The sequence below is a fragment of the Streptomyces sp. NPDC047869 genome (genome assembly GCF_040704065.1).
In the GTDB taxonomy this organism is placed as follows: Bacteria; Actinomycetota; Actinomycetes; order Streptomycetales; family Streptomycetaceae; genus Streptomyces.
In genome coordinates, this window is sequence record NZ_JBEYRK010000014.1 from 1 (window position 1) to 25368 (window position 25368).

Below are 25368 nucleotides of genomic sequence, written 5' to 3' on the forward strand. Positions count from 1 at the left end.
TGCTGCTGCTCCCGCGCGGAGCGCTGCAGGGAGTCCTGCGCCGTCACCCCTATCAGGGTGCCCGTCACCGGCGCGGCCACGGCGATCAGCACCAGTGCCACGAGGGCCACCCAGGCCTCGGTCAGATCGGTCGCCCGGCGCAGCGGATTGCGCCGCCAGCGCCACAGGCCCGCGATGGCCCGCACGTTCCCCACCCCCTTCCGCTCCCCGGCGGTCCCCCGAGGAGCCACACACCCCCGGGCCCGGGCCGGGAGCGAGTGACCTCACTTCCGGCCCGGGCCGTTCACGCATTTCTCATGGTGTCCCAACGACCGGGCCCCGCGCCGGGGTTCCCACGAGTCACGACGACACCCGTACCGGGTCACCCACCCGGATGGTGCCGGGCCCGAGCGGCACCAGGTTCTGGCCGAACAGCAGCCGGCCGCCGGTCCTGCGGTGCCGGGCCAGGGTGTGCAGGGGCTCGCGGCCGCGCCGGGCGGTGTCCTGGTCGGTCGTGGTCACCACGCAGCGGGCGCAGGCCTTGGCGACCCGAAAGGGCACTTCGCCGATGGAGAGGCCGGACCAGTCGTCCTCCGCCCATGGCTCGGTGCCCTCGACGACCACGCTCGGCCGGAAGCGGTTCATCGGCAGCGGACCCTCGGCGGCGTGATCGCCCCGTGCCATCAGTTCGTTCAGGGCGTCGAGGGAGGCGACGGTGGTGACCAGCAGGGGATAGCCGTCGGCAAAGCTCACCGTCTCGCCCGGCCGCGCGTACCGGGGGTCCAGCGGGCGGCGGGCGGCCGGATCGTCCATGTGGACCAGTCGGACGCCGGCGCCCAGATGGCCGGAACACCACGCGTGAGCGGAGCCGGACGCCGGGACCGCCGCCACCTTCGTGCCGAAGATGTTCACCGGCACGGTGGCGGCCGGTTCCGGGACCGCGACCTCCAGCGGTTCACGTCCGGGCGCCGACAGGCGAATGCCGCCGCCGGGCATGGGCTCGGCGGCGGCAAGCGCGAGACGCGGCTGCTCGCGTTGTGTGACGACCTTTCCCCCGTCGTCGATCAGCGTCCAGCGTCGGTCCCCGGCCAGCCCCCAGGGCTCCACCACGGCCTCCCGGGGCGAGACGCCCCGGAACGCCTTGACCGGATGGACGTGGATCGACCGCAGTCGTGCGTTCCCCATGCGGCCATCGTGCCAGGTGGCAGCGGCGGCCGGGGCCGCAGGTCAGTAGCCGCGGTACTGCTGGTTGTTGTACGGATCCTGGTACGGAGCCGCCGCGGGCCGCGGGGCGGCCGGGCGCATCGCCTCGTACCCCGTGCCGCCGGCCATCGGGCGCTGCTGCTGCGGCGCCTGCGGGCCGGGATAACCGCGCGGCGCGCTCGCCTGCTGCGGGATGTACGCCGTGGGCGCCTGCTGCAGCGGGGCGGGCTGCGGCGCCTGTGGGTAGCCGTAGCCGGGGGACTGATACGAAGGGCCCGCCGGAAGGGCGGGCAGCGCCGACGGCAGCGCGGGCAGGTGGCTGCCCGTGTCGTACGCGGCGGGGACCCGGATCGGGGCGATCTGCGGGGTACCCCGCTCGGCCACGAGGGAGTCGTAGATCGGAGTGTCCGGGAAGGAGGCGGAGTAGTAGCCGCCGCCATAAGTGGAGCGGGGGGAGGTCATGGCACATAAGTTAAGCCCACGATGTGCTGGTTGGGGAGACCGATAAGAGGGTTGTTTTCCGTGTCGGCAGTGACGTGGGATCCCCAATGCGAGCGAACTCGGCAAAAAAGGACGCCGATCAGGGTTTGGATCGTGTAAAAGCCGAGTTCCTGGCGGGTTACCGGCGGTTGACCGGCGATCTTCCTGTGCTCCGCATGTGCGGTCGCCGCCGCCGGGAATAGGTTGGGCGGGTAGCGATCACCCGGGGTGCCCGGGAACGGCCGGGACGCACACCGACACGCGATGGGGGCGGACATGACAATGTCGAAAGGATCGAATGCGCCGGTGCCGACCACGGCCCTCCGCGTCGAATTGGGCTGGCGCCCGGGGCCCCAGGTGCCCGACGCGGACGCCTCGGCGCTGCTGCTCGCGGCCGGAAAGGTCCGCACCGACGGGGACTTCGTCTTCTACAACCAGCCCGCGCACACCTCCGGCGCGGTCCGGCACGAGGGCAAGCGGACCACCGGTGAGCGGGTCACCGACACCCTGCTCGTCGATCTCGCGCGCGTGGAGAGCGGGGTCGACCGGATCGTCCTCGCGGCCTCGGCCGACGGCGGGACGTTCGGGCAGGTCCCCGGCCTCTACATCGAGGTGACCGAGGACGGCGGCGGCGCGGTGGTCGCCCGCTTCGACAGCCCCGGCGCGACCTCCGAGACCGCCTTCCTGCTCGGCGAGTTCTACCGGCGCCAGGGCGGCTGGAAGTTCCGCGCCGTCGGCCAGGGCTACAGCAGCGGACTCGAGGGACTGGCAACGGACTTCGGTATCACCGTCGACGAACCGCGGCAGCACACGGCGCGGCACTCGCCGGCCACGCCGCCCCCGTCGCCCGCGACCCCGCCTTCCCCGCCCGTCGCGCCCCCGTCGACCATGCCCCCGCCGGTCACCGCGCCGGTCCCGCTGCCGCCGCCCCCGGCCGCCGCCGCGCCGGTCCGACTCTCCAAGGTCACCCTCACCAAGGCCGCCCCCTCCGTCTCGCTGGCCAAGCAAGGCGGCACCTCCGGGGCCATGCGGGTCAACCTGAACTGGAAGGTGCGGGGGCAGTTCCCGGGCCGGCGCGGCCGATGGGGTGGCGGCCAGGGCGACGTCGACCTCGACCTGTGCGCCCTGTACGAACTCGCCGACGGGCGCAAGGGCGTCGTACAGGCCCTCGGCAACGCCTTCGGATCGCTGAACCGTCCGCCCTACATCCACCTGGACGGCGACGACCGCACCGGCGCGGTGGCCAACGGCGAGAACCTGACCGTCAACCTCGACCACAAGCAGGACTTCCGGCGCGTCCTCGTCTTCGTCACCATCTACGAGGGCGCCGCCTCCTTCGCGGACCTGCACGCCACGGTCACCCTCCAGCCCCAGCACGGCGCCCCGATCGACTTCTCCCTGGACGAGTGCACGGTCCCGTCCACGGTCTGCGCGCTCGCACTGATCACCAACACGGGCGGCGACCTCGTCGTCCAGCGCGAGGCGCGGTACCTGGTGCCCGACCGGGGGGTGAGCCCGCAGCGGACCGTGGACCGCGCCTACGGCTGGGGCATGAACTGGACACCCGGCCGCAAGTGAGCCGGGTCAGCCCTCGTCGGGCCGCACCTCTGGACGCGCGTACGTGCGGCCCTTCCAGGCCGCACCCCGCCCCCGGTAGTGCTGCACGGCCGAGTCCACCGTCATGAGGAGATAGAGAAGAGCGGTGAACGGCAGCAGCGGCGCGAGCCACGGCGGCTGCCGGTAGTAACGGAGCATGGGCAGGTACGTTCCCGCCATCACCGCCCACGCGAGCGCGCCGGCCGCCGCCGTGGCCGTGCTGCCGGCGGCCGCCCCCGTCAGCACGGCGGCGGGCGGCACCAGGTACACCAGGGCGAGCCCGGCGACCGTCCCGAGCAGCAGCGCCGGGCTGTGCCGCAACTGGGCGTAGGCGCTGCGCGAGACCATCCGCCACAGGTCGTGCAGCCGCGGATAGGGCCGCACGCTGTCCACCCGGTCGGCCAGACCCAGCCAGACATGACCGCCGGCGCGCTTCACCGCGCGCGCGAGAGCGACGTCGTCGATGACGGCGTGCCGGATGGCGTCCGGGATGCCCGCCCGCTCCGCCATGTCCGCGCGCAGCAGCACGCAGCCGCCCGCCGCTGCCGCCGTACGCGATCCCCTCCGGCCGATCCGGCGGAACGGGTAGAGCTGCGCGAAGAAGTAGACGAACGCCGGCACCACGAGCCGCTCCCACAGGCTCTCCACCCGCAGCCGCGCCATCTGCGACACCACGTCGAAGCCGCCGGTGCGGGCGGCCGCCACCAGCTCCCGCAGGCTGTCCGGCGCGTGCGCGATGTCGGCGTCCGTCAGGAGCAGGTACTCCGGGTCACGCGCGCGTGCGAGGGCGATGCCGTGGCGCACCGCCCAGAGCTTGCCCGTCCAGCCCGCCGGCGGCTCGCCGGGGGAGTCCACCGTCAGCGGCAGCCCCCCGTGCCGGCGCGACAGCTTGCGGGCCAGCTCCCCGGTGCCGTCCGTGCTCCCGTCGTCCACGAGGACGATCCCGGCGCGCCCCGGATAGTCCTGGGCGAGCAGCGACGGCAGACTCGCGGGCAGCACCACGGCCTCGTCCCGGGCCGGCACCACGACGCACACCGACGGCCAGTCACCGGAATCGCGGCGCGGTGGCAACCGGACGTCCGTGCGCCAGAAGAAGCCCTGGCACAGCAGCAGCCAGCACCAGGCAGCGAGGGAGACGACGGCGATCCACACGAGGGTGCTCACGGGCGCAGTCTGCCCCACCCGGCCGGCCGATCGGAGCCCATCGTCTATCGTGGCCGGGTGAAGATCGCGCTCATGGACTCCGGAATCGGCCTGCTGGCGGCCACCGCCGCGGTACGGCGCCTGCGGCCCGACGCGGATCTCGTCCTCTCCCTCGACCCCGACGGCATGCCCTGGGGGCCGCGCACCACCGAGGACCTCACCACACGGGCCCTGGCCGTCGCCGACGCCGCCGCGGCCCACCGGCCCGACGCCCTGATCATCGGCTGCAACACCGCCACCGTGCACGCGCTGCCCGCCGTCCGTGCCCGGCTGGAGCCCGGCATCCCGGTGATCGGCACGGTCCCGGCGATCAAGCCGGCCGTCGCCGGCGGCGGCCCGGTCGCCATCTGGGCCACGCCCGCCACCACCGGCAGCCCCTACCAGCGCGGTCTCATCCAGGAGTTCGCCGGCGGCGTCCGGGTCACCGAGGTGCCCTGCTGGGGGCTGGCGGAGGCCGTGGAGCACGCCGACGAGGCGGCCATCGACACCGCCGTCGCCGCCGCGGCCGCGCTGACCCCGGACGACGTCACGACCATCGTCCTGGGCTGCACCCACTACGAACTGGTGGCGGACCGCATCCGCGCCGCCGTACGCGATGGAAGCGCCACGCCGCTCGCCCTGCACGGCTCCGCCGGGGCGGTCGCCGCCCAGGCCCTGCGCCGCCTCGGCGAGCAGGCCGCCCCCGAGGCCCCGGCCGAGGGCACGCTGACGGTGCTGCTGAGCGGCCGCGAGGGCGCGCTGCCCGCGGCCGCGCTGCTCTATCCCGAGGGGCGGCTGCTGCCGTCCGCCGGCCCGCTCGCCGACCGGTACTGACCCGGGGCGGCCACGGCCGGTGTCCGGGCCGCCCGGAGGAGTCACCCTCCGCCCGCGCCACCCGCGCACCGAAACCTGAGTAACCTCATATCCATGAGCGAGCACCGCCACGCCGAGGACGCCTCGCACCCCGATGTCTGGACCGGACGCGCCACCAACCGGGTCCAGTGGCTGCTGGCGCTGGTGGGCGCCGCCTGCATGGCGCTGGGCGTCGAACTGGCCGTGGAGTCCGCCTGGACCTCCGGCGTCGCCGCGCTGGCCATGTCCGTCGTCGGCTGCATCGCGGCCGGCCTGCTGGTCCTCTTCGGCACGCTGGCCTTCGTGCACGTCGACCTGAAACTCGAGAAGGACTGCCTCGAGGTGCGCTGCGGCCACATCGGAGTGCCGCGCCGCCGCATCCCGCTCTCCGAGGTCGCCGGAGCCGACTTCGCCGCCCTCGTCACGCCCTGCAACTGGGGCGGCTGGGGCTACCGCTGGCGCCCCGAGAAGGGCACCGCGGTCGTCGTCCGCCGCGGCGAGGGCATCGTGCTCCGGCTGTGGGACGGCCACACCTTCACGATCACCGTGGACAACGCGGAGTCCGCGGTCCGCGTCATCAGAGCCCGGCTGCGGGCAATCACACCGGGCACCACCAGCTGACACACGGCCGGCTCCGCCCGTACGGATGCGCTACGGCTCCGTGCCGTCCCCGGCCCACGCCCGTGCCGTCGCCCACCCCGCCAGCAGACCGGCGCCCGCCGTGACCGTGGTGAAGCTGAGCGCGTCGCCGACCGCGGCGAGCCCGGCGAGCGCGGTCAGTGCCGCGCCCGCGGTGAGGACCACCGGGGTGGAGCGCGGGGAGCGCCACAGGGCGTGCAGTATCCAGCCGTGCACGGCGACCAGCAGCAGCACCCCGATCAGGCCCTGCTCGGCCGCCTGCTGGAGCGGGGCCGAGTGCGGTCTGCCGTCGGCCGGTGCTCCCGGCGGCCCGGCCGCACCGAACTCGCCGAAGCGGCCGGGGCCGACACCGAGCAGGGTGTCGTGGCCGGCCAGCCGCAGGGCGTCCCGCCACAGCCCGAGCCGGCTCGCGGTGAACCGGTCCCGCAGGGCCTCGGTGAGACCGGCGGGCAGCGCGTCCGCCGCCACCGCCCAGACCGCCGCCGCGGGTACGGCCGCCGCGAGGGCCAGCCCGGCGACACCCGCGCCCCGGCGGGGCATCGCACCCGCCGCGAGCGAGCACAGCAGAACGGCCGCGCCGGCCGCGCAGCCGACGGCCGAACCCGTCGCGGCGCCGGTCAGCGCGATACCGGCGGCCAGCAGCCGCAGTCCGAGCCGGGTCGCCGGCCGGTGCGCCGACCAGGCGGCACAGCAGGCCGCTCCGGCCGCCAGCGCCAGCAGCGCGGCGGTGGCTCCGGCGTGCCCCAGCGGGACGGCGTACCGGGAGCCGGGGGAGAGGTCGGGCATCACCAGCGGCAGGGCCGCTCCCACGACCGCACCGACCGCCGGCGCGGCCACCGGCAGCAGCGACCCGGAGATCCGCCCCGCGGCATAGCCCGCGGCCAGGGCGAGCACCGCGAGCAGCACGCCCTCGGGCCGCCCCTCATGAGCGGCCGCCGTGATCAGCGACCAGGCGGCACACGCCCCGAGGAGGATCATGCCCACCCCGTCAGAAACGTTTCGTCCGGCCTGCCGGCAGTCGGCGCCGGCCACGCCGGCCGCGGATCCCATTCCCGTCGACCCCACCCCGTAGCCCCTCTTACCCAGGTCCCCCGACCTGTGGCGGTCCCCGGCCGCGCGCACCGGACCGGCCGCACCGCTGAGGCTGGGCACACGTTAACGGCTGATGGCCGATTTGTGGACGAGTCGCGCGGCAACACGTGACCGGCGACGGGACGCCGGAGGCGGCCGGGACGTCCTGGACGGCGCTGTCGGCATCGAGGGCGACCGCCGTACACTCCCCGGGTGACCGTCACCGCAACTTCCGTGGACCAGTCCGACCAGCTCAGGCCGCCCTCCGCGCACACCGCGCCCGGCAGCCGGCTGCTGCGCCTGCTCCCGGCCGCCGCCTCCGCCCTGTGCGGAGCGCTGCTCTACGTCAGCTTCCCGCCGCGCCCCCTGTGGTGGCTGGCCCTGCCCGCCTTCGCCGGCTTCGCCTGGGTGCTGCGCGGCCGTGGCTGGAAGGCGGCCCTCGGCCTCGGCTACCTCTTCGGACTCGGCTTCCTGCTGCCGTTGCTGGTGTGGACGGGCGTGGAGGTCGGTCCCGGACCCTGGCTCGCCCTCGTCGCCATCGAGGCGGTCTTCGTGGGCCTGGTCGGCGTCGGTGTGGCGGCGGTGTCGAGACTGCCGGCCTGGCCGGTGTGGGCGGCCGCCCTGTGGATCGCCGGCGAGGCGGTGCGCGCGCGCGTGCCCTTCCGCGGCTTCCCCTGGGGCAAGATCGCCTTCGGTCAGGCGGACGGCGTCTTCCTGCCGCTCGCCGCGGTGGGCGGCACCCCGGTGCTCGGCTTCGCCGTCGTCCTGTGCGGTTTCGGCCTGTACGAGGCGGGGCGTCTGGTCGCCGAACGGCGCCGCACCCGGACGCTGCGGTGCGGGGCGGCGGCCGCCGCCCTGCTGAGCGTCGCCGTCCCGGTGGCCGGAGCGGTCGCCGCCCGGCCGCTGGTGAGCGACAAGGCGCAGGACGGCACCGCGACCATCGCGGTCATCCAGGGCAACGTCCCCCGCTCCGGTCTGGAGTTCAGCGCCCAGCGCCGGGCCGTGCTCGACCACCACGCGCGCGAGACCCTCGCGCTCGCCGCCGACATCAAGGCGGGCAAGGCGGCGAAGCCCGACTACGTGCTGTGGCCGGAGAACTCCTCCGACATCGACCCCTTCACCAACCCGGACGCGGCCGCCGTCATCAACGAGGCGGCCAGGGCCGTCGGGGTGCCGATCTCGGTCGGCGGTGTCGTGGAGAAGGACGGCAGGCTGCTCAACGAGCAGATCCTGTGGGACCCGGTCAAGGGGCCGACCCAGACCTACGACAAGCGGCAGGTTCAGCCGTTCGGCGAGTACCTTCCGCTGCGCGGCCTGGTCGGCGCGATCAACAAGGACTGGACCGGCATGGTCCGCCAGGACTTCAGCCGGGGCAGCGAGCCGGGCGTCTTCGACTTCGGCGGCGCCAGGGTCGGCCTCGCCACCTGCTACGAGGCCGCCTTCGACTGGGCGGTCCGGGACACCGTCACACACGGCGCGGAGATGATCTCGGTGCCGAGCAACAACGCCACCTTCGACCGCAGCGAGATGACCTACCAGCAGCTCGCCATGTCCCGGGTCCGTGCCGTCGAGCACAGCCGGACCGTGACCGTGCCGGTCACCAGCGGCGTCAGCGCCATCATCATGCCGGACGGCAGGATCACCCAGAAGACCGGCATGTTCGTGCCCGCGTACCTGGTGCAGAAGGTGCCGCTGCGCACTTCCGAGACGCCCGCGACCCGGCTCGGCATCCTGCCGGAGATCGCCCTGGTGCTGGTCGCCGCGGGCGGACTCGGCTGGGCGATCGGCTCCGGCGTGCGCGCCCGGCGCGCCGGTGGCGCGTAGCCGTACGACGTCCGTACGCCGCCTGACATGCGGGGGAGCCGTGGACCGGCCCGTTAGGGTCGGTCCATGGCTACTCCTGACTTCATCCGTACCCTCCGGGCCAGCGCCGGTCAGCAGCTGCTGTGGCTCCCCGGGGTCACCGCGATCGTCTTCGACGACGACGGCAGAGTGCTGCTGGGCCGGCGGTCCGACACCCGCAAGTGGTCGGTGATCGGGGGCATCCCGGACCCGGGCGAGCAGCCCGCGGCCTGCGCGGTGCGGGAGGTGTTCGAGGAGACGGCGGTGACATGCGTCCCGGAGCGGGTCGTCCTCGTCCAGGCCCTGGAGCCGGTCACCTACACCAACGGGGACGTCTGCCAGTACATGGACATCACCTTCCGCTGCCGTGCCGTGGGCGGCGAGGCCCGGGTCAACGACGACGAGTCGCTGGAGGTGGGTTGGTTCACGGTGGACGCGCTGCCGGACCTGAACGAGTTCGGGCTCTTCCGGATCAAGCAGGCGATGTCCGAGGCACCCACATGGTTCGACCCTATGACTATCGGCTGAAGTGTGGGTGGTGACCACATGTGGTGACGGGTGGGCCCCCGCCTATCGTCGGCTCATGACCACGTCCAGCCCGCCACCGGCCGCCCAGCCCCCCGCCCCGCACCACTCCCTCGACCTGGGCGGCCGCACCGCCCTCGTCACCGGCGCCGCCAGCGGCATCGGGCGCGCCTGCGCGCTGCGGCTCGCCGCCGCCGGCGCCGAGGTGAGAGCGGTCGACCGGGACGCGGCGGGCCTCGCCGAGCTGGCGGAACTCGCCCAGCGGGCCGGTGACCTCTCGGGCACGGTCGTACCCCACGCCCTGGACCTCACCGACCTCGACGCCGCCGAGCGCGTCGCCGCCGGCACCGACGTCCTGGTCAACAACGCCGGACTGCAACTGGTCCGTCCTCTGGAGCAGTTCCCGCCCGAGGTCTTCCACACCGTGCTGACCGTGATGCTGGAGGCACCGTTCCGGCTCATCCGGGGCGCCCTGCCGCACATGTACGCGCAAGGGTGGGGGCGGATCGTCAACGTCTCCTCCGTGCACGGACTGCGCGCCTCGGCCTTCAAGTCCGCCTACGTGGCGGCCAAGCACGGCCTCGAAGGCCTGTCCAAGACGGCCGCGCTGGAAGGCGCCCCGCACGGGGTGACCTCCAACTGCGTGAACCCCGCCTATGTGCGCACCCCCCTGGTCGAGAAGCAGATCGCCGACCAGGCGCAGGCCCACGGCATCCCCGAGGAACGCGTCCTGTCCGAGATCCTGCTGAAGGACAGCGCCGTCCAGCGGCTCATCGAACCCGAGGAGGTGGCCGACGCCGTGGCCTACCTGTGCGGCCCCCAGGCCTCCTTCGTCACCGGCACCTCCCTCGTCCTCGACGGCGGGTGGACGGCCCACTGAGCGGGCCGGCGCCGCCGGGCCCGGGAGTTTTCCACAGGCCCGGCAGGCCGGGCCGCCGATGCGGAATCCTGTGACCATGTCTCGCGATCACGTCCAGCCGGCCGGACCCCCCGCCTCCGAGGGCGCCACGGGGGCGCCCGACGACGGCGCGGGCGCCCCGTACCTCGAGCTGCTGGCCCGCGACGCCCCGGTGGAGGCCTACGAGCAGCCGGTGCTGCTCGCCCGCGCCGGGGGACAGCCGGCCGACCGGGTCGCCGCGCTGGAACGGGCCAAGCTGCTCGCCCTGCGGGTCCGCTCCGAACTGGAGGGGCGCCGCCGCCGCGAGGCCGAGCTGTCGGCGTTGTTCGAGACCGCCCACGACCTGGCCGGCCTCCGGGACCTGGACGCCGTCCTGCAGGCCATCGTGCAGCGCGCCCGCTCCCTGCTGGGCACGGACGTGGCCTACCTCAGCCTCAACGACCCGGCACGCGGCGACACCTACATGCGCGTGACCGAGGGCTCCGTGGCCGCCCGCTTCCAGCAACTGCGCCTCGGCATGGGCGAGGGACTCGGCGGACTGGTCGCCCAGACCGCGCGGCCGTACGTCACCGACGACTACTTCAAGGACGCCCGCTTCCAGCACACCCGCGCAATCGACGCCGGTGTCGAGGACGAGGGCCTGATCGCCATCCTCGGCGTACCACTGATGCTCGGCCCCAACGTCATCGGCGTCCTCTTCGCCGCCGACCGGCGCGCCCGCGTCTTCGAACGCGGGCAGATCGCCCTGCTCGGCTCCTTCGCCGCGCTCGCCGCGGCCGCCATCGACACCGCCAACCTGCTCACCGAGACCCGCTCGGCGCTGGCCGGTCTGGAGCGGGCCAACGAGATCATCCGGGACCGCAGCGCGGTCATCGAGCGTGCCTCCGAGGTGCACGACCGGCTCGCCGAACTGGTGCTGCGCGGCGGCGGGGTCCACGACGTGGCCGCGGCCGTCTCCCAGGTCATCGACGGCACGGTCGAGTTCACCGAGGCAGGCACGGCTCCGGCCGGTGCCCTGAAGGCGTCGAGGACCGAGGGGCACGCGGTACGGCACCAGGGCGACTGGATCGCCGCGGTCGCCGCGGGTGGCGAACTCCTCGGCGCGCTCGTGCTGCGCGGCCACCCGGACCTCGACCCGGTCGACCAGCGCACCCTGGAACGCGCGGCGATGGTCACCTCGCTGCTCCTGCTGGCCCGCCGCTCCGCCGCCGAGGCCGAACACCGGGTGCGGGGCGAACTGCTGGACGACCTCCTGGACGCCCGCGACCGCGATCCGCGCCTGCTGCGCGAACGCGCCGCCCGGCTGCACGCCGACCTGGACGCCACCCATGTCGTCCTCGCCGCCCGGCTCGACGGGCCGGCCGCCGACGCGGACGAGGAGGCCGCCGCCCGGCGGCGCCTGTGGTCCGCCGCCTCCCACCTCGCCGCCACCCGGCACGGCCTGGCCGCCGCCCGGGACGGCGGCACGGTCCTGCTGCTCCCGCTCGCCGCCGGCGACAGCGCCACGGAGCTGGCGCGCCGGACCGCCCGCCACCTCGGCACGGCGGTCCACCAGCCCGTCACCGTCGGCGCCTCCGCCCCGGTCACCGATCTCACCGTGCACCACGACACCGTGGCCGCCGCCTACGCCGAGGGGAGCCGCTGCCTTGACGCGCTGCGCCTGCTGGGCCGGGGCGGCGACGGCGCGGCGGCCGAGGACTTCGGCTTCCTCGGCCTGCTCCTGGCCGGCGACCGGGACGTGGGCGGCTTCGTCGGCCGCACCGTCGGCCCCGTCGTCGACTACGACGAGCGCCGCGGCACGGAGCTGCTGCACACCCTGGACGCCTACTTCGCCTGCGGAATGAGCCCGGCCCGCACCAAGGACGCCCTCCACGTGCACGTGAACACGGTCGCCCAGCGGCTGGAGCGGGTGGGCCGGCTGCTGGGCGAGGACTGGCAGACACCGGCCCGCGCCCTGGAGATCCAGCTCGCCCTGCGACTGCACCGGCTGGCGACCCCGGAACGGCACTGACCGGCCCCCGCGAGGGGAGCCGGTCAGTGTGGTGAGCGAGCCGTACGGCCTGGTCAGACGGTGCCCGCCGTGGCCGCCGGGTTCGTCTCGGCGGTGCCGCCGTCGCGGGCCTCCACCTCGGCGAGGTCCCGGTGCCGGGTCTCCTTGGCCACACCCACGGCGATCAGGGTGAGCACGGCCGCCGCGATCACGTACAGGGCGATCGGAGTGGAGCTGTCGTAGTCGGCCAGCAGCGCCGTGGCGATCAGCGGTGCGGGCGCACCGGCGGCCACGGAGGCGAACTGGGCACCGATGGACGCGCCGGAGTACCGCATCCGGGTCGCGAACATCTCGGCGAAGAAGGCCGCCTGGGGCGCGTACATGGCCCCGTGCAGCACCAGCCCGACGGTGACCGCCAGCAGCAGGTACCCGAAGGAGCCGGTGTCGATGAGCGAGAAGAACGGGAACATCCACAGCCCGACGCCGGCCGCGCCCAGCAGGTACACGGGCCGCCGTCCGACCCGGTCGGAGAGCGCGCCCCAGGCCGGGATCACGGCGAAGTGCACGGCGGAGGCGATGAGTACGGCGTTCAGCGCGGTCTGCTTCGAGACGCCGGCGGACGTGGTGGCGTAGACGAGGATGAACGCGGTGATGACGTAGTAGCTGATGTTCTCCGCCATGCGGGCACCCATGGCGACGAGCACGTCCTTCCAGTGGTGGCGCAGTACGGAGACGAGCGGCAGCTTCTCCGGCTTCTCGGCGCGCCGGGCCTCGGCCCGCTGCAGCGCCTCCTTGAAGACGGGGGACTCGTCCACGGAGAGGCGGATCCACAGACCGACCATCACCAGCGCACCGGAGAGCAGGAACGGTATCCGCCATCCCCAGGTGCCGAAGGCGTTGTCCGAGAGCACGGCGGTGAGCAGCGACAGCACACCGGTCGCCAGCAACTGCCCGGCCGGCGCCCCCGTCTGCGGCCACGAGGCCCAGAACCCGCGCCGCCGCGCGTCCCCGTGCTCGGAGACCAGCAGGACGGCACCGCCCCACTCACCGCCGAGCGCGAAACCCTGCACCAGGCGCAGCGTGGTCAGCAGCACCGGCGCGGCGGAGCCGACGGTGGCGTGGGTGGGCAGCAGACCGATGGCGAAGGTAGCCCCGCCCATCATCAGCAGGCTCAGCACCAGCAGCTTCTTGCGCCCCAGCCGGTCACCGTAGTGACCGAACACCAGGGCCCCCAGCGGGCGGGCCGCGAACCCGACGGCGTACGTCAGGAAGGACAGCAGCGTTCCGACGAGCGGGTCGGAGTCCGGGAAGAAGAGCTTGTTGAACACCAGCGCGGCGGCGGAACCGTAAAGGAAGAAGTCGTACCACTCGATGGTGGTACCGATGAGGCTGGCGGCGACGATACGGGGGAGGCTGGCGGGGGGTGGGGGAGCGGATGCTGCTCGGGATGCCATGTGCGCCACTTCCTCGTGTGCGGTGGGGACGGGTACGTGTCGGCACACGGTAGGAAGACGCACGTCAGGCGCACATGTGGTGGGGCAACACAGTTCGAGGCTTGGCTATGCGTGTGGCCACCATGCCAGCTCACGGAAGGGCGAAGCGAGTGCCGTCCGGGGCGCGCGATTCGGGGTGGTTCCCGTCGCCGCGGTCGGCCTCGCCGGCAAGGTCCACGGACCGCTCGGCTGGTAGTCCTTGGTCAGCAGTGCTTCCCCCGACGGGTGCGTGCCCAGAGGCCGGCTCCGCCGCTCGTTCCCAGGGCGTGGGGCGTCGGTCAGCCGATCTTGAGAAGGCCGGCCTCGACGACGGCGTGGCCGAACGGGCGGGCCAGTTCGGCGAGACGCTCGCACTCGGCTTCACTCAGGGCGGCGTAGGCGGGAAGGGCCAGACGGTCCGTGCGGTCCTCGATGTGCCCGCGCAGGAGTGCGCCTTGCGCGCTGAGGGAGTCGCCGTCGAGAAGACCTCGCTCGCGCAGGCGCTCCCGGGTGGCGGCCCACTCGTCCTCGGGCCAGGCGCGGCTCGCCCGGAGGAAGTCGACGGGAACCTCACCGGTGGCGGCGTGCAGAATCAGTGCCTCCAGGCCTCCGACGCCCTCGCTCAGCAGGCACGCGACATGGCCGTCTCCACGGAACTCCCGGAGCACCGTCTGGGCGTGCCACAGCTGCAGCACCGGTTCCTGTGGCCAGGGCAGCGCGGCATGCGCGGCGAACAGCGGGCGGCCCTGCGTGTGTTCGCAGGCCGCCTCGGCCGCCCGGCGGGTCAGCGTCAGGACCTCCTCCAAGTGGGGCAGCTCGTGGATTCCCGCCCGCCGCAGGCCTTCGCCCGCCGCGGCGTACCGTGCGTCCAGCACCTGCTGTGGCTCCGTCGCGTCCCAGGCCCCCGCTACCGCCTGGCGTACGAAATCGGGGTTGAAGTTGTAGAAGGTCGAGATGACCAGCTCGGCGGATGCTCGGCCGAAGGCGGCGCTGCGGGAGGCGAAGTACCCGGCGCGTCCGCTGAGTCCGAGCTCCGCGTACCTTCGCCTTGCCTCGGGAATGAAGTAGATCATGCCGTGTACGGGCTCCAGGCGACGCCAGGCCGCACGCGCTGTCTTCATGAGGTCACCTCTTCGGAGAGTCGACGCACGGGGCATGCGCCGCGGTTTCTGCTAACGGTGCGTTCGCAGGTGTTCGAGCAGCAGGCCGCTCAGCGTCTCGGGCGCCTCCTCGGGGACCCAGTGGCTGACGCCCTGAAGGGTCTCGAACCGGTACGGCCCCCTGACCCACTGCCCGGTCTCCTGCGCGGCCACCGGGCCGAACGCGCTGTCGTCCGTGCTCCAGACATACAGCGTGGGCACGTCGATCACGCCGATCGCGCCGTCGGGGCGGCCGGCCCGGTACCAGTTCAGCGCCGCGGTGAGAGCGCCCGGCCGGGACAGGTGCCGTACGTAGGCCTCGGTACTGTCCCGCGGGACCTTTCCGGCGTAGACGGCGCGAAGCACTTGGGCGTCGTGGGCGAGCATGCGCTCCTCGGTCGCGGGTGTTTCGCGCCAGTCGATCATGTAGTGCGAGCGTTCGCGCTGATCCCGGTCGGTGCGCAGCGCGGTGGCCAGAGCGCCGGGGTGAGGGGTCGAGACAACGGTCAGGGTGCGCACGCGGCCGGGGTGGGCGTGAGCGGTCCACCAGGCCACCGCTCCTCCCCAGTCGTGCCCGACCAGGTCGAACGCCGCCCAGCCCAGTTTCTCGGTGATCGCGACCACGTCGTCGACGAGGCGATCGACGCGATAGTCCTCGGGCCGCTGCGGGCGGGCGCCCCGGGAGTATCCACGCTGGTCGGGCGCCGCCACCCGGTAGCCGTGCGCGGCCAGTGCCGCGATCTGCCGCCGCCACGCCAGCCGCGTCTGCGGGAAGCCGTGCAGAAGCAGCACCGGGCGGCCCTCGGGCGGACCCGCCACGGTCGCGTCGAACACGCCCGCACCGGTGAGGATGCTCACATCGGTCACGACCCACCTCTTCATACCGACTGGTCGGTAGCCTTCAGCCGCGGAGGCGGGCTGTCAAGGCCGCGAGCGCCGGGAAACCCTGATTGAACATGACGCCGAATTCAGATACAACCGGTGGGGCGACCGGCTCCGTCACCTACCGCGGTCATGGCTCACCTCATCGCTCGACGAGGGAGACGGTCGACGACCGCTCACGGCGCCCCCGTTGGCGTTCGGCCGGCTCGCCGGCAGCGAGCCCGGCTCACGGAGCCCGGACGACGCCCCCGATCTCCCGGACCCGCGGGACCCACAGGAAGCAGTGAGGCCACATGAGGGAAGCAGTCATCGTCTCGACGGCGCGGACGCCGATCGGCAAGGCTTACCGCGGCGCGTTCAATGACACGCAGGCGCAGGAACTCGCCGCCCATGCCCTTGGGCACGCGGTGCGGCGCGCGGGGCTGGAGGGAGGCGAGGTCGAGGACGTGATCTTCGGTTGCGCGGTCCAGCAGGGGTCCGCCGGTTTCAACGTCGCGCGCCAGGCCGCTCTTCGGGCCGGGCTTCCGGACGGCGTGTCGGGGATGACGATCGACCGGCAGTGCTCCTCGGGCCTGATGGCCATCGCGACGGCCGCCAAGCAGATCGTCGCGGACGGTATGCAGGTCGCCGTCGGCGGCGGTGTCGAGTCGATTTCCCTGGTGCAGAACGACCACATGAACACCCACCGCGCGGCGGATCCCTGGCTGGTCGGACACAAGCCGAGCATCTACATGCCGATGCTGCAGACGGCGGAGATCGTCGCCGAACGCTACGGCGTGAGCCGGGAGCGCCAGGACGAGTTCGCCCTGCTGTCACAGCGGCGCACCGCCGCGGCGCAGGAGGCCGGCCGGTTCGACCAGGAGATCGTCGCGCTCACCAGCGTCAAGAAGGTCCTCGACAAGCAGTCCGGGGAGGTGCGGGACGAGGAGGTCACCCTGACCCGGGACGAGGGCAACCGCGCCTCGACGACGCTCGAAGGCCTGGCCGGCTTGGTTCCGGTCCTGCCCGACGGTCAGGTGAGCGCGCACTCCAGCGTGACGGCCGGCAATTCCTCGCAACTGTCGGACGGAGCCTCGGCATCGGTGTTGATGGAGGCGATGGAGGCCGAGCGCCGCGGTCTGGAACCGCTGGGCGTCTACCGGGGTATGACCGTCGCCGGTTGCGGTCCGGACGAGATGGGCATCGGCCCGGTGTTCGCCATTCCGAAGCTGCTGAAGCAGCACAACCTCGGCGTCGACGACATCGGCCTGTGGGAGCTCAACGAGGCGTTCGCTTCCCAGGCGCTGTACTGCCGCGACGAACTGCACATCGACCCGGAGCGGTTCAACGTCAACGGCGGTGCGATCTCGGTCGGCCATCCCTACGGAATGACCGGTGCCCGCCTGGTGGGGCATGCCCTTGTCGAGGGCAAGCGCCGCGGTGCCCGGTATGTGGTGATCTCGATGTGCGTCGGCGGCGGAATGGGCGCGGCCGGACTGTTCGAAGTCGCCTGAGATCCGCATCCCTGCGGGCGAGACACGGCTGCCGTCCGCTCGGGGGCGGCAGCGAACCGAGGAGAGAGGCTGGACAGCATGTCGGACGTGGTGGAGAGGATGCGAACCGCGGTCCTGGTGGACTTCGGCGGTGTCATCACCTCCAGTGTGCTTCGGGCTTTCACCGACTTCGGCGCCTCGCTCGGCGGCGATCCACGCCTGCCGCTGCATCTCCTGGGCCGGGACCAGCGCTCACGGGCTCTCCTGGCCGACCACGAATGCGGTCGTATCGACGCCGAAGCCTTCGAGCGTGGATTCGCCGAGCGTCTTCGCGCCCACGGCGCCCGCGTACCGGCCGAGGGTCTCACGGCCCGGATGCAAGCGGGAATGTCGATCGACCAGGACATGCTCGCGCTGCTCGGTGAGTTCCGTGCCGCCGGCCGTCCTGTTGCACTGGTGTCCAACTCGTTCGGTACCGGAACCTACGACGGCGTGGACCTCGCCGCTGTCGCCGACGTGGTCGTCATCTCCGCCGAGGTGGGAATCCGCAAGCCGTCCCGGCGGATCTACGCGATCGCCTGTGAACGCCTCGGCGTCGACCCGGAGGAGGCCGTCATGATCGACGATCTGCAGCAGAACCTCGACGGAGCGGCGCGCATCGGAATCGGAGGCGTGCTGCACACCAGTGCCGCCGACACCCGGCGCCAACTCGCCGAACGTTACGGGATCACCGCCTGACGGACCGGCCTGTCGGACGCGGTGAGATCGGCCCCCACGGCGTCCTTGACCACGCCGTCCGAGGGCTTGGCGTCGAGGCCGGGTCGAACCAACCGAAATGCGAAGGCGAGACCGAGCGTACGGTCCTCAAGCGGTCCATCGACCGTACGGTCCCGGCTCGCGCACCGCGCCCGCGATGGCGCCGCCCGCCGGCCATGAACGTCCCCCGTCCGCCGCAGCGACGGGGCTCCGGGGGCTTATGACCATGGTGTCGGATTCAAGTAGGGTTCCGAGGATGGACACCCCCACGCCCGAGGAGATCGACGGCGAGCCGGCACCGCCCATGGCGCCTGTCTCGCACCTTCGTGAGCCGCCGACGACGCAGCGCGGAGCACGGACACGGGCTGCTCTGGTAAAGGCCGCGCGGAAGGTGTTCGAGCGAGACGGCTACCTCGACACCCGCCTGACCGACATCACCAAAGAGGCTCGTTGCGCGGCGGGCTCCTTCTACACCTACTTCGCCAACAAGGAAGAGGTGCTGGCAGCCGTCCTCCTGGAGGCACAGGAGGACATGATGCACCCCGGCATGGGCCGGGTGGAGGGTACCGACGATCCCTACGCGGTGCTCGAGGCGAGCAATCGCGCGTATCTCGAGGCGTACAGACGGAACGCGAAGATGATGGCACTTCTTGAGCAGGTCGCCCAGGTGGAGCCCGAGTTCCGTGAGTTCCGAAGGCGGCGCGGGGACGCGTTCATCCGCCGCAACGCCCGCGGCATCGCCGACCTGCAGGCGCGGGGTGTCGCCGACGGTGAGATCGATCCGATGATGGCCTCCCGCGCGCTTTCGGGCATGGTCAGCGTCATGGCCTACAACGCCTTCGTACTCTGTGAAGGACAAGAAGAAGGCGCGCCGGTCCACTTCGAGGAACTCGTGTCCGCGGTCACCCGGCTCTGGGCGAACGCCCTTCGGTTCCCCGGCCACCGCTGATCGGCCTGTCTGCTGGCCGGGTATCTCCTCTGCCTCTCGTCTCCTCCGCCGACGTGACCCTCGCGTCCGGAGCATGGCCGTTCGCACGGAACCGAGTTCGGTGACGATCCGTCCGCCGAGCCGCTCGTACCCCTGAGGCCGGCGGCTCGGCGTGCGCCCGCGCGAGCTGCACATCGCTTCACGAAGTCGGGTATGGCGCTCAGCAGTAGAGATTGCCGCCGGGTGGCGTCCCGAGGATCTGCGCGAACCGCTGATAGGCGTCCACGCGGCTCTGGACCTGCGCCGGATTCTTGCCGTCGCACTCGAGGGAGCCGTTGATACTGCGGATCGTCTGGCCGAAGCCGACGCTGTTGACCATGGCGTTGTGGGGCGTCATGGTGCCGGGTCCGGACTGGGTGTTCCAGTACCAGAGTGCCGTCTTCCAGGCCACAGCCGCGTCATTCTGCACCAGCCACGGGTTGTTGAGGAGGTCGATACCGAGCGCGTCGCCCGCGGCTTTGTAGTTGAAGTTCCAGCTGAGCTGGATGGGGCCGCGCCCGTAGTAGGCCGCCTGGCCGGCCGGACATCCGTACGGCTGGCTCCAGTCGCAGTAGTGCGGGTAGTTGGCGGTGTTCTGCTCGACCACGTACTGCAGACCACCGGTCTCGTGGCTGACGTTGGCGAGGAAGGCCGCGGCCTCCTGCTTCCTGACCGTGTCGCTGCCGCTGTTCGCGAAAGCGGGGTAGGCGCCGAGAGCGGCGGTGAGGCCGCTGTACGTGTAGAAGGGATTCCGGTTCGGGAACATCTGGTTGAACTGGGCCTCGCTCACCACGAAGGTGCCGACGGGGACCTGGGGGCCGCTGTCGCAGGCGTACGGCTCCCAGTACCAGGTGCTGATGATCGGGTCGTAGCCCGGGTTGTCGTGTTCTGCGATGTAAGCCTTGCCGTCGGTGTACCGCACGATGTCGCCGGTCGTGTACGGCCTTCCAGCAACCCAGCTCGGGTAGCTCGAACACCCGGCGGCGGACGCGTCCGTGGCCGGCAGCAGGACAGGCACGGCGATTCCCAGGGCGAGTGCGGCGACCACGGCGGAGAGGCGGCGTTTCGACACAGGATCAACTCCTCTGCGGAGCACGGCCGCACCCGGACAAGGGCAGCGCGAAGCGGGACCTCGTAGCACGTGCCGGTGGGACCGGCCACGGCGTGGGCGCGGCCGTGGTGGGGGGTAGGGAGGCACATACAACCGCTTTGGTCTGTACCAGTCAAGGGTGTAGACCAGTCGACTCCCTCCGCCCGGAGGGCTGTGCGTGTTCCTGCGGGCGCATCCCGCGGAACCCGGGAGGACGCCGATCCACACGCGTGACGACCGGCTGCGGCGGTGCGGTTGGGGGACTCTGCTCCGCCCGGCCACCCCGCCCTGGGCGTCGCAGGTGTGAAGAATCGGCGCGCGGGGGACGTCGAGCCGCGGGAAGTGAGCAGCACTCGGCCCGGATCGAGTGCGCGGCCGGTCGGCTCGTACGCCGAGGCCGCCGCGCCGTCCCGGTCGTCAACGTCCCGCCGGGCAGAGTTACATGCCCCACTTTTCTGCCTGCGTGTGAGCGCTTATTCGACGCGCCGCGTTGATCCCGGTAACCGGTGACCCACCTGCAGACCGGTAAGTGAGGTTCGCACATGTCGAAGATCGGTCCGAAACAAACCAAGTGGCGTCTCCCCGCCGCCGACTGCCGCAGGGACTGGGTGCACCTTTGCTCTCGTCAACTCAAGGACTGAAACGGTCGCTTCATGGACTACTGCATCCCGTGCAGCCGCACGCTCAACGGCGCCGTGACGTGCCCGGAGTGCGGGGCATACGACCCCGGCATGACACAGCCGAGCCATCCGAGAGACGGTGCTCCGGCCGTCGACGCCGCGATGCCGGAGGTCCGCTCGAGTGGGGGACCGAGCTCCTCCGGGTCGCCCCTTCTCGGGCCACCGGCTGCCTCGCAAGATCTGTCGGCTGACCCGTACGACCGTCCGGCGCGGCTGAAGAAGTATGCCGTCCGGTCTCTTGCCGCAGCCGCCTTCACCGTCCTCGGGGGCCTGGCCGCCGTATCGGTGTCACCTCAGTCGACAGCCCCACGGGCAGCCTCGATCCCGGAACAGCCATCCCCCGAAGAGCCCGGGGTCCGCGTTCCTGATCAGGCTTCACCGGAGCATGTGACCACGCACCCGGGCCGAAAGGGCGTCCGGGACCGAAACAGTGAGGGGATCCGGCGTCCTCTGCCAACGGTGACTCGCAGCACGTCACCGGTCTCTCGGCCTCCCGTCGCCACCAGCGTGCCACCACCGGCGAAGGCGAAGCCGACCCCCCGAGCCTCCAGTGGCCGCCGCCCCGGCTCGCCCTCGCGCACGGCAGCCCCTTCCGCGAGGCCCTCCGCCAGCCCTTCCGGCAGCATCAGTGCCTCTCCCAGCAGTAGTGGCTCACCGAGCAGCAGAGGGGAAGCCGGTGGCTGAGACACCGGCGAGGCTCCCCTTCGCGCGGCACCTCCACGACTGCCTGCCGCACCGGCAATCGCGAGCACGAAGCAGGTCCGCCGATCGCTTTCGGGCAGCAGGTCGCCCACGGATGGGCCTCCATCAACTGATGGTGTGGGTAAGGCAGTTGTGCGCCCTCTGGATCGCAACAGGCGGTGATCGCGGTGACGCCTCAGTGGCTTGGCCGGCTCCACTCGGCTGAGACCCTCCGCCCCGAAGGCGTGCGACGGGCGTTTCAGCCGGGCGGAGCCGACAGATGGACCAGGATTCCGCACACCTCGTCCACGATCTCCCGGGCCTCCGTCTCGTCCCCGCAGTCGCCCAGCTCACGCGCCGCCCCTCCGATGACGGTGGTCAGCACGCTCACCCGGACCCGGCCGGCGCGTCGACGCTCGTCCACCTCCAGGAGCCGGGCGTTGCGCCGTACCCACGCGCGGTCCCACTGGCGGCGCAGCGTGTCGAAGCCCGCCGGGCCGTCGTCCTCCGCGAGGAGCCTGGCGAGCCGCCGGTTGTCCCAGGCACCCTCCAGGTACGCCCTGGCTCCCGCCACGAAGAGGGCGATCGGGTCGTCCACGCCACGCCCGCGCTCGGCGGTCAGCGTGGCCGCGGTCCGGTGCTCCTGCTCCTCCCGGAACTCCTCCCACAGGGCGAGGTAGAGCCCTCGCTTTCCGCCGTAGTGCTGGAAGAGGGAGCCTGCCGGAATGCCGGAGCGCGCCGCGATCTCGGTGAGGCCGGCGCCGGTGTAACCGCGCTCGGTGAACACCTCCAGCGCGGCGTCCAGCAGCACTTGCCGGACCGTCCGGTCCTCCCCGCCGTGCCCCGCCGGCAGGACCGTGCGCCCCTGTCCGCCCGGCGGTTGCCGTGCCGCCTCGGTCCCGGCGGATTCCACGATGCCGCTCACGAGCAATCCTCACTTTCCCCGGCGCCGTCGCGGATGGCGAGGGCGACCAGCAGCTCCAGGAGGTCGGCGATCCGGCGCGGATTGCGGCCGGTGCGCTCCTCGATCCGGCGCAACCGGTAGTGCGCCGTGTTGTGATGAACCCGCAGCCGGTCGGCGGCCATCCGCAGATTGAGGTCCGCCTCCGCGAAGGCCCGTATGGTGCCGGCCAAGGTGTCGCCGCGTCTGCGGTCCTCCTCCAGGAGCGCCCGCACACGGGGATCGACCAGCTTGCGGGCGAGGTCGTCGGCGCGCAGCGCCAGGTAGTCGAAGGGGGAAAGCCGCGGCAGCGCCGCCACCCCGCCCCCGCTCGGCACCAGGTCGAGGGCGGCCCGTGCCTCGTCGTAGACGCGCGGCAGTTCGGACGCGCCCTGTGCGACCGTGCTGATGCCCATGGAGAGCGTCGTTCCCTCCTGCGCGAGCCGCCGTTGCACGGCCTCGAAGTGGGCGCATATGTCGTCTGCGTTCATGCCGGCCCGGACCACGGGCACGGCCACCACCTCGCCGTGGCGCACCACGACCAGGGTTCTGCCGGCCCAGGGCCCGGCGACGCTGATCGACGCGCTGGTGGCATACCCGTGCTCGGCCGAAGTGAGGTCCCCGGTGCGAGTGTCGCCGACGCCCACCGCCACGACCGCCATCATCGACGAGCGCGGACCGATGCCGTACGCCTGCGCCGCGGCGGACAGCGGACCGCGCGTCGGCGCGAGGCCGGCCAGGAGCTGGTCCAGGAGATCCCGTCGCTCCCGGTCCGCGTCCGCCACCACGTGCTGCTGGTACTCGACGTATGCCTGCGCGGCATGGGTGCTGGCGTAGTCGACGTACCGCATCAGCGGGGTGACGAGGGACAGCGCGGCCTGCTGGGCCTCGGCGGACGCGCCCGCACAGTCCAGCAACGCGTCCCACATCACCTGCCGGCCGACCCGGAAGGCGCTGATCCAGTCCTCCAGGGCGAATCCGGCGCGTGCTCGGCGCATGGCTGCGGCGCGGCTGAAGATCAGGTCATCGGAAGCGATGTCGCGGTCGCCGGCCAGCACCGCCAGCTGCATCCGGTAGTGCTCGAGCACCTGCTCCCGCACCTCGTCGAAGAACCGCTCGTCCTGCAGTGCGTACGACGGGATCTCCGCGCGCATCACCTCGACGGCGGTCTCCGCCACCTCCTCCACCCGGTCGTGCACGGCGAGCAGGATCCGCCACCGCTCCCGGCGGAGTGGTTCGGAGGGTGGTGGAGTGTCCAGGGCAGGACCGCGAGGCATGGAGCCGATCGTCGCCGTCCGCCTCGTGCTCCGTCAACAGGCCTGGCGTGAGACATCTACCGGCACCTGTGCGCGGCGCACAATCCGAGGACCGGGAAGTTGGGTGCTCACACCCAATGTGCGCCTGGAACGCCCCCACCTACTGTGACGCTCGCCCACACCCCAGCACGTCGGAAGGGGCGTCACTCATGCTCGCGGTCGACGGTATCACCGTGCGCTTCGGCGGGATCACGGCACTGGACGGTGTCGCTTTCACCGTCGAGCCGGGCACCGCCGTAGGGCTCATCGGGCCGAACGGAGCCGGCAAGACCACCTTGTTCAACTGCCTCACCAGGCGCTGCGCCCCCGACGGGGGAGACGTGCGGTTCGAGGAGGAGGACCTGCTGGCCCTCCCGCCGCACGCCGTGGCCGGGCGCGGCATCGCCCGTACCTTCCAGAACCTGGGCCTGTTCCCGCAGCTCACGGTCCGGGAGAACGTCATGGTCGGCGCCCACAGCCGGGGGCGCACCGGACACCTCGCCGCGGCGCTCCGGCTGCCCCGCGTCCGGCGGGAGGAGAGGGAGCTACGTGACCAGGCAGACGACCTGCTACGGCGCCTCGGTCTGGCGGACGTCGCCGATCACCCCGCCCACGGCCTGCCGTTCGGCACACTCAAACGCGTCGAACTCGCCCGGGCGCTCGCGGTACGGCCCCGGCTGCTGTTGCTCGACGAACCCGTCAACGGGCTCAGCCACGGCGAGGTCGGCCAATTCGCGGATCTGGTCCGGTCGGTGCGCCAGGACTTCGACCTCACCCTCGTGGTGGTCGAACATCACATGGGGTTCGTGATGGGCCTGTGCGACAAGGTGGTCTGCCTCGACTTCGGCCGCAAGATCGCCGAGGGCTCGCCGGAACAGATCCAGCGCGACCCGGCGGTCGTGGAGGCGTACCTGGGGGTGGCCGCATGAGCGAGCCCACCCCAGTCGGCGCCGAGGCCCAGGCCGGCGCGGGACCGGACTTCCTGAACGTCTCCGGCCTGCACGCCGGGTACGGCCAGGCCCACGTGCTCCAGGGCCTCGACTTCGCCGTCGCCCGCGGCGAGGTGTGCGCGCTCCTCGGGCCCAACGGCGCGGGGAAGACCACGACGCTGCGGGCGCTGAGCGGCATGGTCCGCGGCCGTGGCTCGGTGACTCTGAACGGTACGGAACTGCTGGGCCGCTCGCCCGAGCAGGCCGCCCGGCTCGGCGTGGCACATGTCCCCGAAGGCCGGGGGACCTTCAACGACCTGACCGTCGAGGAGAACCTGCGCATCGGCGCCCATCTGCGCACCGGCCACCGGTGGCGGGGCAGCGCCGGGCGGGTGGCCGTGGCGGCCGACCTCGAACGGGTCTACGGCTACTTCCCCAAGCTGCGCCAGCGGTCGCGTCAGGCCGCAGGCAGCCTCAGCGGCGGCGAGCAGCAGATGCTCGCCGTCGGCAGGGCGCTGATGCTGCGGCCCTCGCTGCTGCTCCTGGACGAGCCGTCCCTGGGGCTCGCGCCGCTGATCACCCGCGAGCTGTTCGAGATCGTCCGTGCCGTCAACGAGGAGGAACGCACCACCGTGGTCGTCGTCGAGCAGAACGCCCAGCTCGCGCTGGACATCGCGCACCGGGCACACGTATTGGAGGCCGGCCGCCTGGTGCTGTCCGGACCGGCTCAGCGGATCCGCGAGGACGGACAGGTCGCCGAGGTGTACCTCGGTGTCTCCGTCCTCTCCCCGAAGGCCGGGTGAGCGCC

Annotated in this window: 22 protein-coding genes and 1 pseudogene; 12 read left to right on the forward strand and 11 right to left on the reverse strand. The window is 72.3% G+C overall.

The features are described from left to right. From AB0924_RS19370 to AB0924_RS19380, 3 genes and pseudogenes are all read right to left on the reverse strand, one after another. A pseudogene (locus tag AB0924_RS19370) lies at positions 1-185 on the reverse strand (hypothetical protein); the annotation flags it as partial. A 154-nt stretch (positions 186-339) separates the two neighbouring features. Beyond that, on the reverse strand, positions 340-1164 hold the full coding sequence (locus tag AB0924_RS19375) for an MOSC N-terminal beta barrel domain-containing protein (RefSeq protein WP_366912010.1): 825 nt from the start codon (positions 1162-1164) through the stop codon (positions 340-342). 42 nt (positions 1165-1206) lie between these two features. Next, the gene (locus AB0924_RS19380) at positions 1207-1644 is read right to left on the reverse strand and encodes a DUF6643 family protein (protein WP_358929242.1); all 438 of its coding nucleotides are present in this window, start codon (positions 1642-1644) and stop codon (positions 1207-1209) included. A 300-nt stretch (positions 1645-1944) separates the two neighbouring features. On the opposite strand from AB0924_RS19380, the gene AB0924_RS19385 reads away from it, so the two are divergent. Beyond that, entirely contained in the window at positions 1945-3240 is a 1296-nt protein-coding gene (locus tag AB0924_RS19385; RefSeq protein ID WP_366912082.1) for a TerD family protein, read from the forward strand. A gap of 6 nt (positions 3241-3246) precedes the next feature. On the opposite strand, the gene AB0924_RS19390 is transcribed toward AB0924_RS19385, so the two are convergent. Next, positions 3247-4422: a glycosyltransferase gene (locus tag AB0924_RS19390; RefSeq protein WP_366912011.1), complete on the reverse strand. Its 1176-nt coding sequence runs from the start codon at positions 4420-4422 to the stop codon at positions 3247-3249. A gap of 57 nt (positions 4423-4479) precedes the next feature. On the opposite strand from AB0924_RS19390, the gene AB0924_RS19395 reads away from it, so the two are divergent. Further along, the gene (locus tag AB0924_RS19395; protein WP_358929248.1) at positions 4480-5274 is read left to right on the forward strand and encodes an aspartate/glutamate racemase family protein; all 795 of its coding nucleotides are present in this window, start codon (positions 4480-4482) and stop codon (positions 5272-5274) included. Between the two features lie 93 nt (positions 5275-5367). After that, positions 5368-5913, forward strand: coding sequence for a hypothetical protein (locus AB0924_RS19400; protein ID WP_358929250.1), 546 nt, complete (start codon positions 5368-5370; stop codon positions 5911-5913). A 30-nt stretch (positions 5914-5943) separates the two neighbouring features. Here AB0924_RS19400 and AB0924_RS19405 read toward each other — a convergent pair whose 3' ends face one another. Continuing rightward, on the reverse strand, positions 5944-6909 hold the full coding sequence (locus AB0924_RS19405; RefSeq protein WP_366912013.1) for an O-antigen polymerase: 966 nt from the start codon (positions 6907-6909) through the stop codon (positions 5944-5946). A 306-nt stretch (positions 6910-7215) separates the two neighbouring features. Between AB0924_RS19405 and lnt the strand changes: the two genes are divergently transcribed. The 4 genes from lnt (at position 7216) to AB0924_RS19425 (ending at position 12278) form a co-directional block, all read left to right on the forward strand. Next, complete coding sequence (gene lnt / locus AB0924_RS19410; RefSeq protein WP_366912014.1) at positions 7216-8826, forward strand: apolipoprotein N-acyltransferase; 1611 nt, start codon at positions 7216-7218, stop codon at positions 8824-8826. A 66-nt stretch (positions 8827-8892) separates the two neighbouring features. Beyond that, positions 8893-9372 carry an NUDIX domain-containing protein gene (locus AB0924_RS19415; RefSeq protein WP_358929256.1) on the forward strand — a complete coding sequence of 160 codons (480 nt, stop codon included), beginning with the start codon at positions 8893-8895 and terminating at the stop codon, positions 9370-9372. Between the two features lie 55 nt (positions 9373-9427). After that, the gene (locus AB0924_RS19420; protein WP_366912015.1) at positions 9428-10249 is read left to right on the forward strand and encodes a 3-hydroxybutyrate dehydrogenase; all 822 of its coding nucleotides are present in this window, start codon (positions 9428-9430) and stop codon (positions 10247-10249) included. 76 nt (positions 10250-10325) lie between these two features. After that, positions 10326-12278, forward strand: coding sequence for a helix-turn-helix domain-containing protein (locus tag AB0924_RS19425; RefSeq protein WP_358929260.1), 1953 nt, complete (start codon positions 10326-10328; stop codon positions 12276-12278). A 53-nt stretch (positions 12279-12331) separates the two neighbouring features. On the opposite strand, the gene AB0924_RS19430 is transcribed toward AB0924_RS19425, so the two are convergent. The 3 genes from AB0924_RS19430 to AB0924_RS19440 form a co-directional block, all read right to left on the reverse strand. Beyond that, entirely contained in the window at positions 12332-13711 is a 1380-nt protein-coding gene (locus tag AB0924_RS19430; protein ID WP_366912016.1) for an MFS transporter, read from the reverse strand. Between the two features lie 317 nt (positions 13712-14028). Then, on the reverse strand, positions 14029-14850 hold the full coding sequence (locus AB0924_RS19435; RefSeq protein ID WP_366912017.1) for a hypothetical protein: 822 nt from the start codon (positions 14848-14850) through the stop codon (positions 14029-14031). A 51-nt stretch (positions 14851-14901) separates the two neighbouring features. Next, complete coding sequence (locus AB0924_RS19440; protein ID WP_358929266.1) at positions 14902-15735, reverse strand: alpha/beta hydrolase; 834 nt, start codon at positions 15733-15735, stop codon at positions 14902-14904. Positions 15736-16043: 308 nt separating this feature from the next. Between AB0924_RS19440 and AB0924_RS19445 the strand changes: the two genes are divergently transcribed. The 3 genes from AB0924_RS19445 to AB0924_RS19455 all read left to right on the forward strand — a co-directional run bounded on the left by AB0924_RS19445 (position 16044) and on the right by AB0924_RS19455 (position 18927). Then, complete coding sequence (locus tag AB0924_RS19445; RefSeq protein WP_358929268.1) at positions 16044-17243, forward strand: acetyl-CoA C-acyltransferase; 1200 nt, start codon at positions 16044-16046, stop codon at positions 17241-17243. A gap of 99 nt (positions 17244-17342) precedes the next feature. Further along, positions 17343-17960: an HAD family phosphatase gene (locus AB0924_RS19450; RefSeq protein WP_358929270.1), complete on the forward strand. Its 618-nt coding sequence runs from the start codon at positions 17343-17345 to the stop codon at positions 17958-17960. A gap of 274 nt (positions 17961-18234) precedes the next feature. Then, complete coding sequence (locus AB0924_RS19455; RefSeq protein ID WP_358929272.1) at positions 18235-18927, forward strand: TetR/AcrR family transcriptional regulator; 693 nt, start codon at positions 18235-18237, stop codon at positions 18925-18927. 199 nt (positions 18928-19126) lie between these two features. Here the strand turns inward: AB0924_RS19455 and AB0924_RS19460 are convergent, their stop codons facing one another. The 3 genes from AB0924_RS19460 to AB0924_RS19470 all read right to left on the reverse strand — a co-directional run bounded on the left by AB0924_RS19460 (position 19127) and on the right by AB0924_RS19470 (position 23613). Then, positions 19127-20017 carry a glycoside hydrolase family 19 protein gene (locus AB0924_RS19460; protein WP_366912018.1) on the reverse strand — a complete coding sequence of 297 codons (891 nt, stop codon included), beginning with the start codon at positions 20015-20017 and terminating at the stop codon, positions 19127-19129. A gap of 1638 nt (positions 20018-21655) precedes the next feature. Beyond that, a complete protein-coding gene (locus AB0924_RS19465; protein ID WP_358929276.1) occupies positions 21656-22321 on the reverse strand; it encodes a TetR/AcrR family transcriptional regulator in 666 nt (221 codons plus the stop codon). Continuing rightward, the gene (locus tag AB0924_RS19470) at positions 22318-23613 is read right to left on the reverse strand and encodes a helix-turn-helix domain-containing protein (protein ID WP_358929278.1); all 1296 of its coding nucleotides are present in this window, start codon (positions 23611-23613) and stop codon (positions 22318-22320) included. The genes AB0924_RS19465 and AB0924_RS19470 overlap by 4 nt, the downstream gene beginning before the upstream one ends. Before the next feature lie 188 nt (positions 23614-23801). Here AB0924_RS19470 and AB0924_RS19475 point away from each other — a divergent pair, with 188 nt between their 5' ends. Further along, positions 23802-24560, forward strand: a complete 759-nt coding sequence (locus AB0924_RS19475) for an ABC transporter ATP-binding protein (protein WP_358929280.1) — start codon at positions 23802-23804, stop codon at positions 24558-24560. Beyond that, positions 24557-25363: an ABC transporter ATP-binding protein gene (locus tag AB0924_RS19480; RefSeq protein ID WP_358929282.1), complete on the forward strand. Its 807-nt coding sequence runs from the start codon at positions 24557-24559 to the stop codon at positions 25361-25363. Before AB0924_RS19475 ends, AB0924_RS19480 begins: the two co-directional genes overlap by 4 nt. Positions 25364-25368 lie beyond the last annotated feature (5 nt).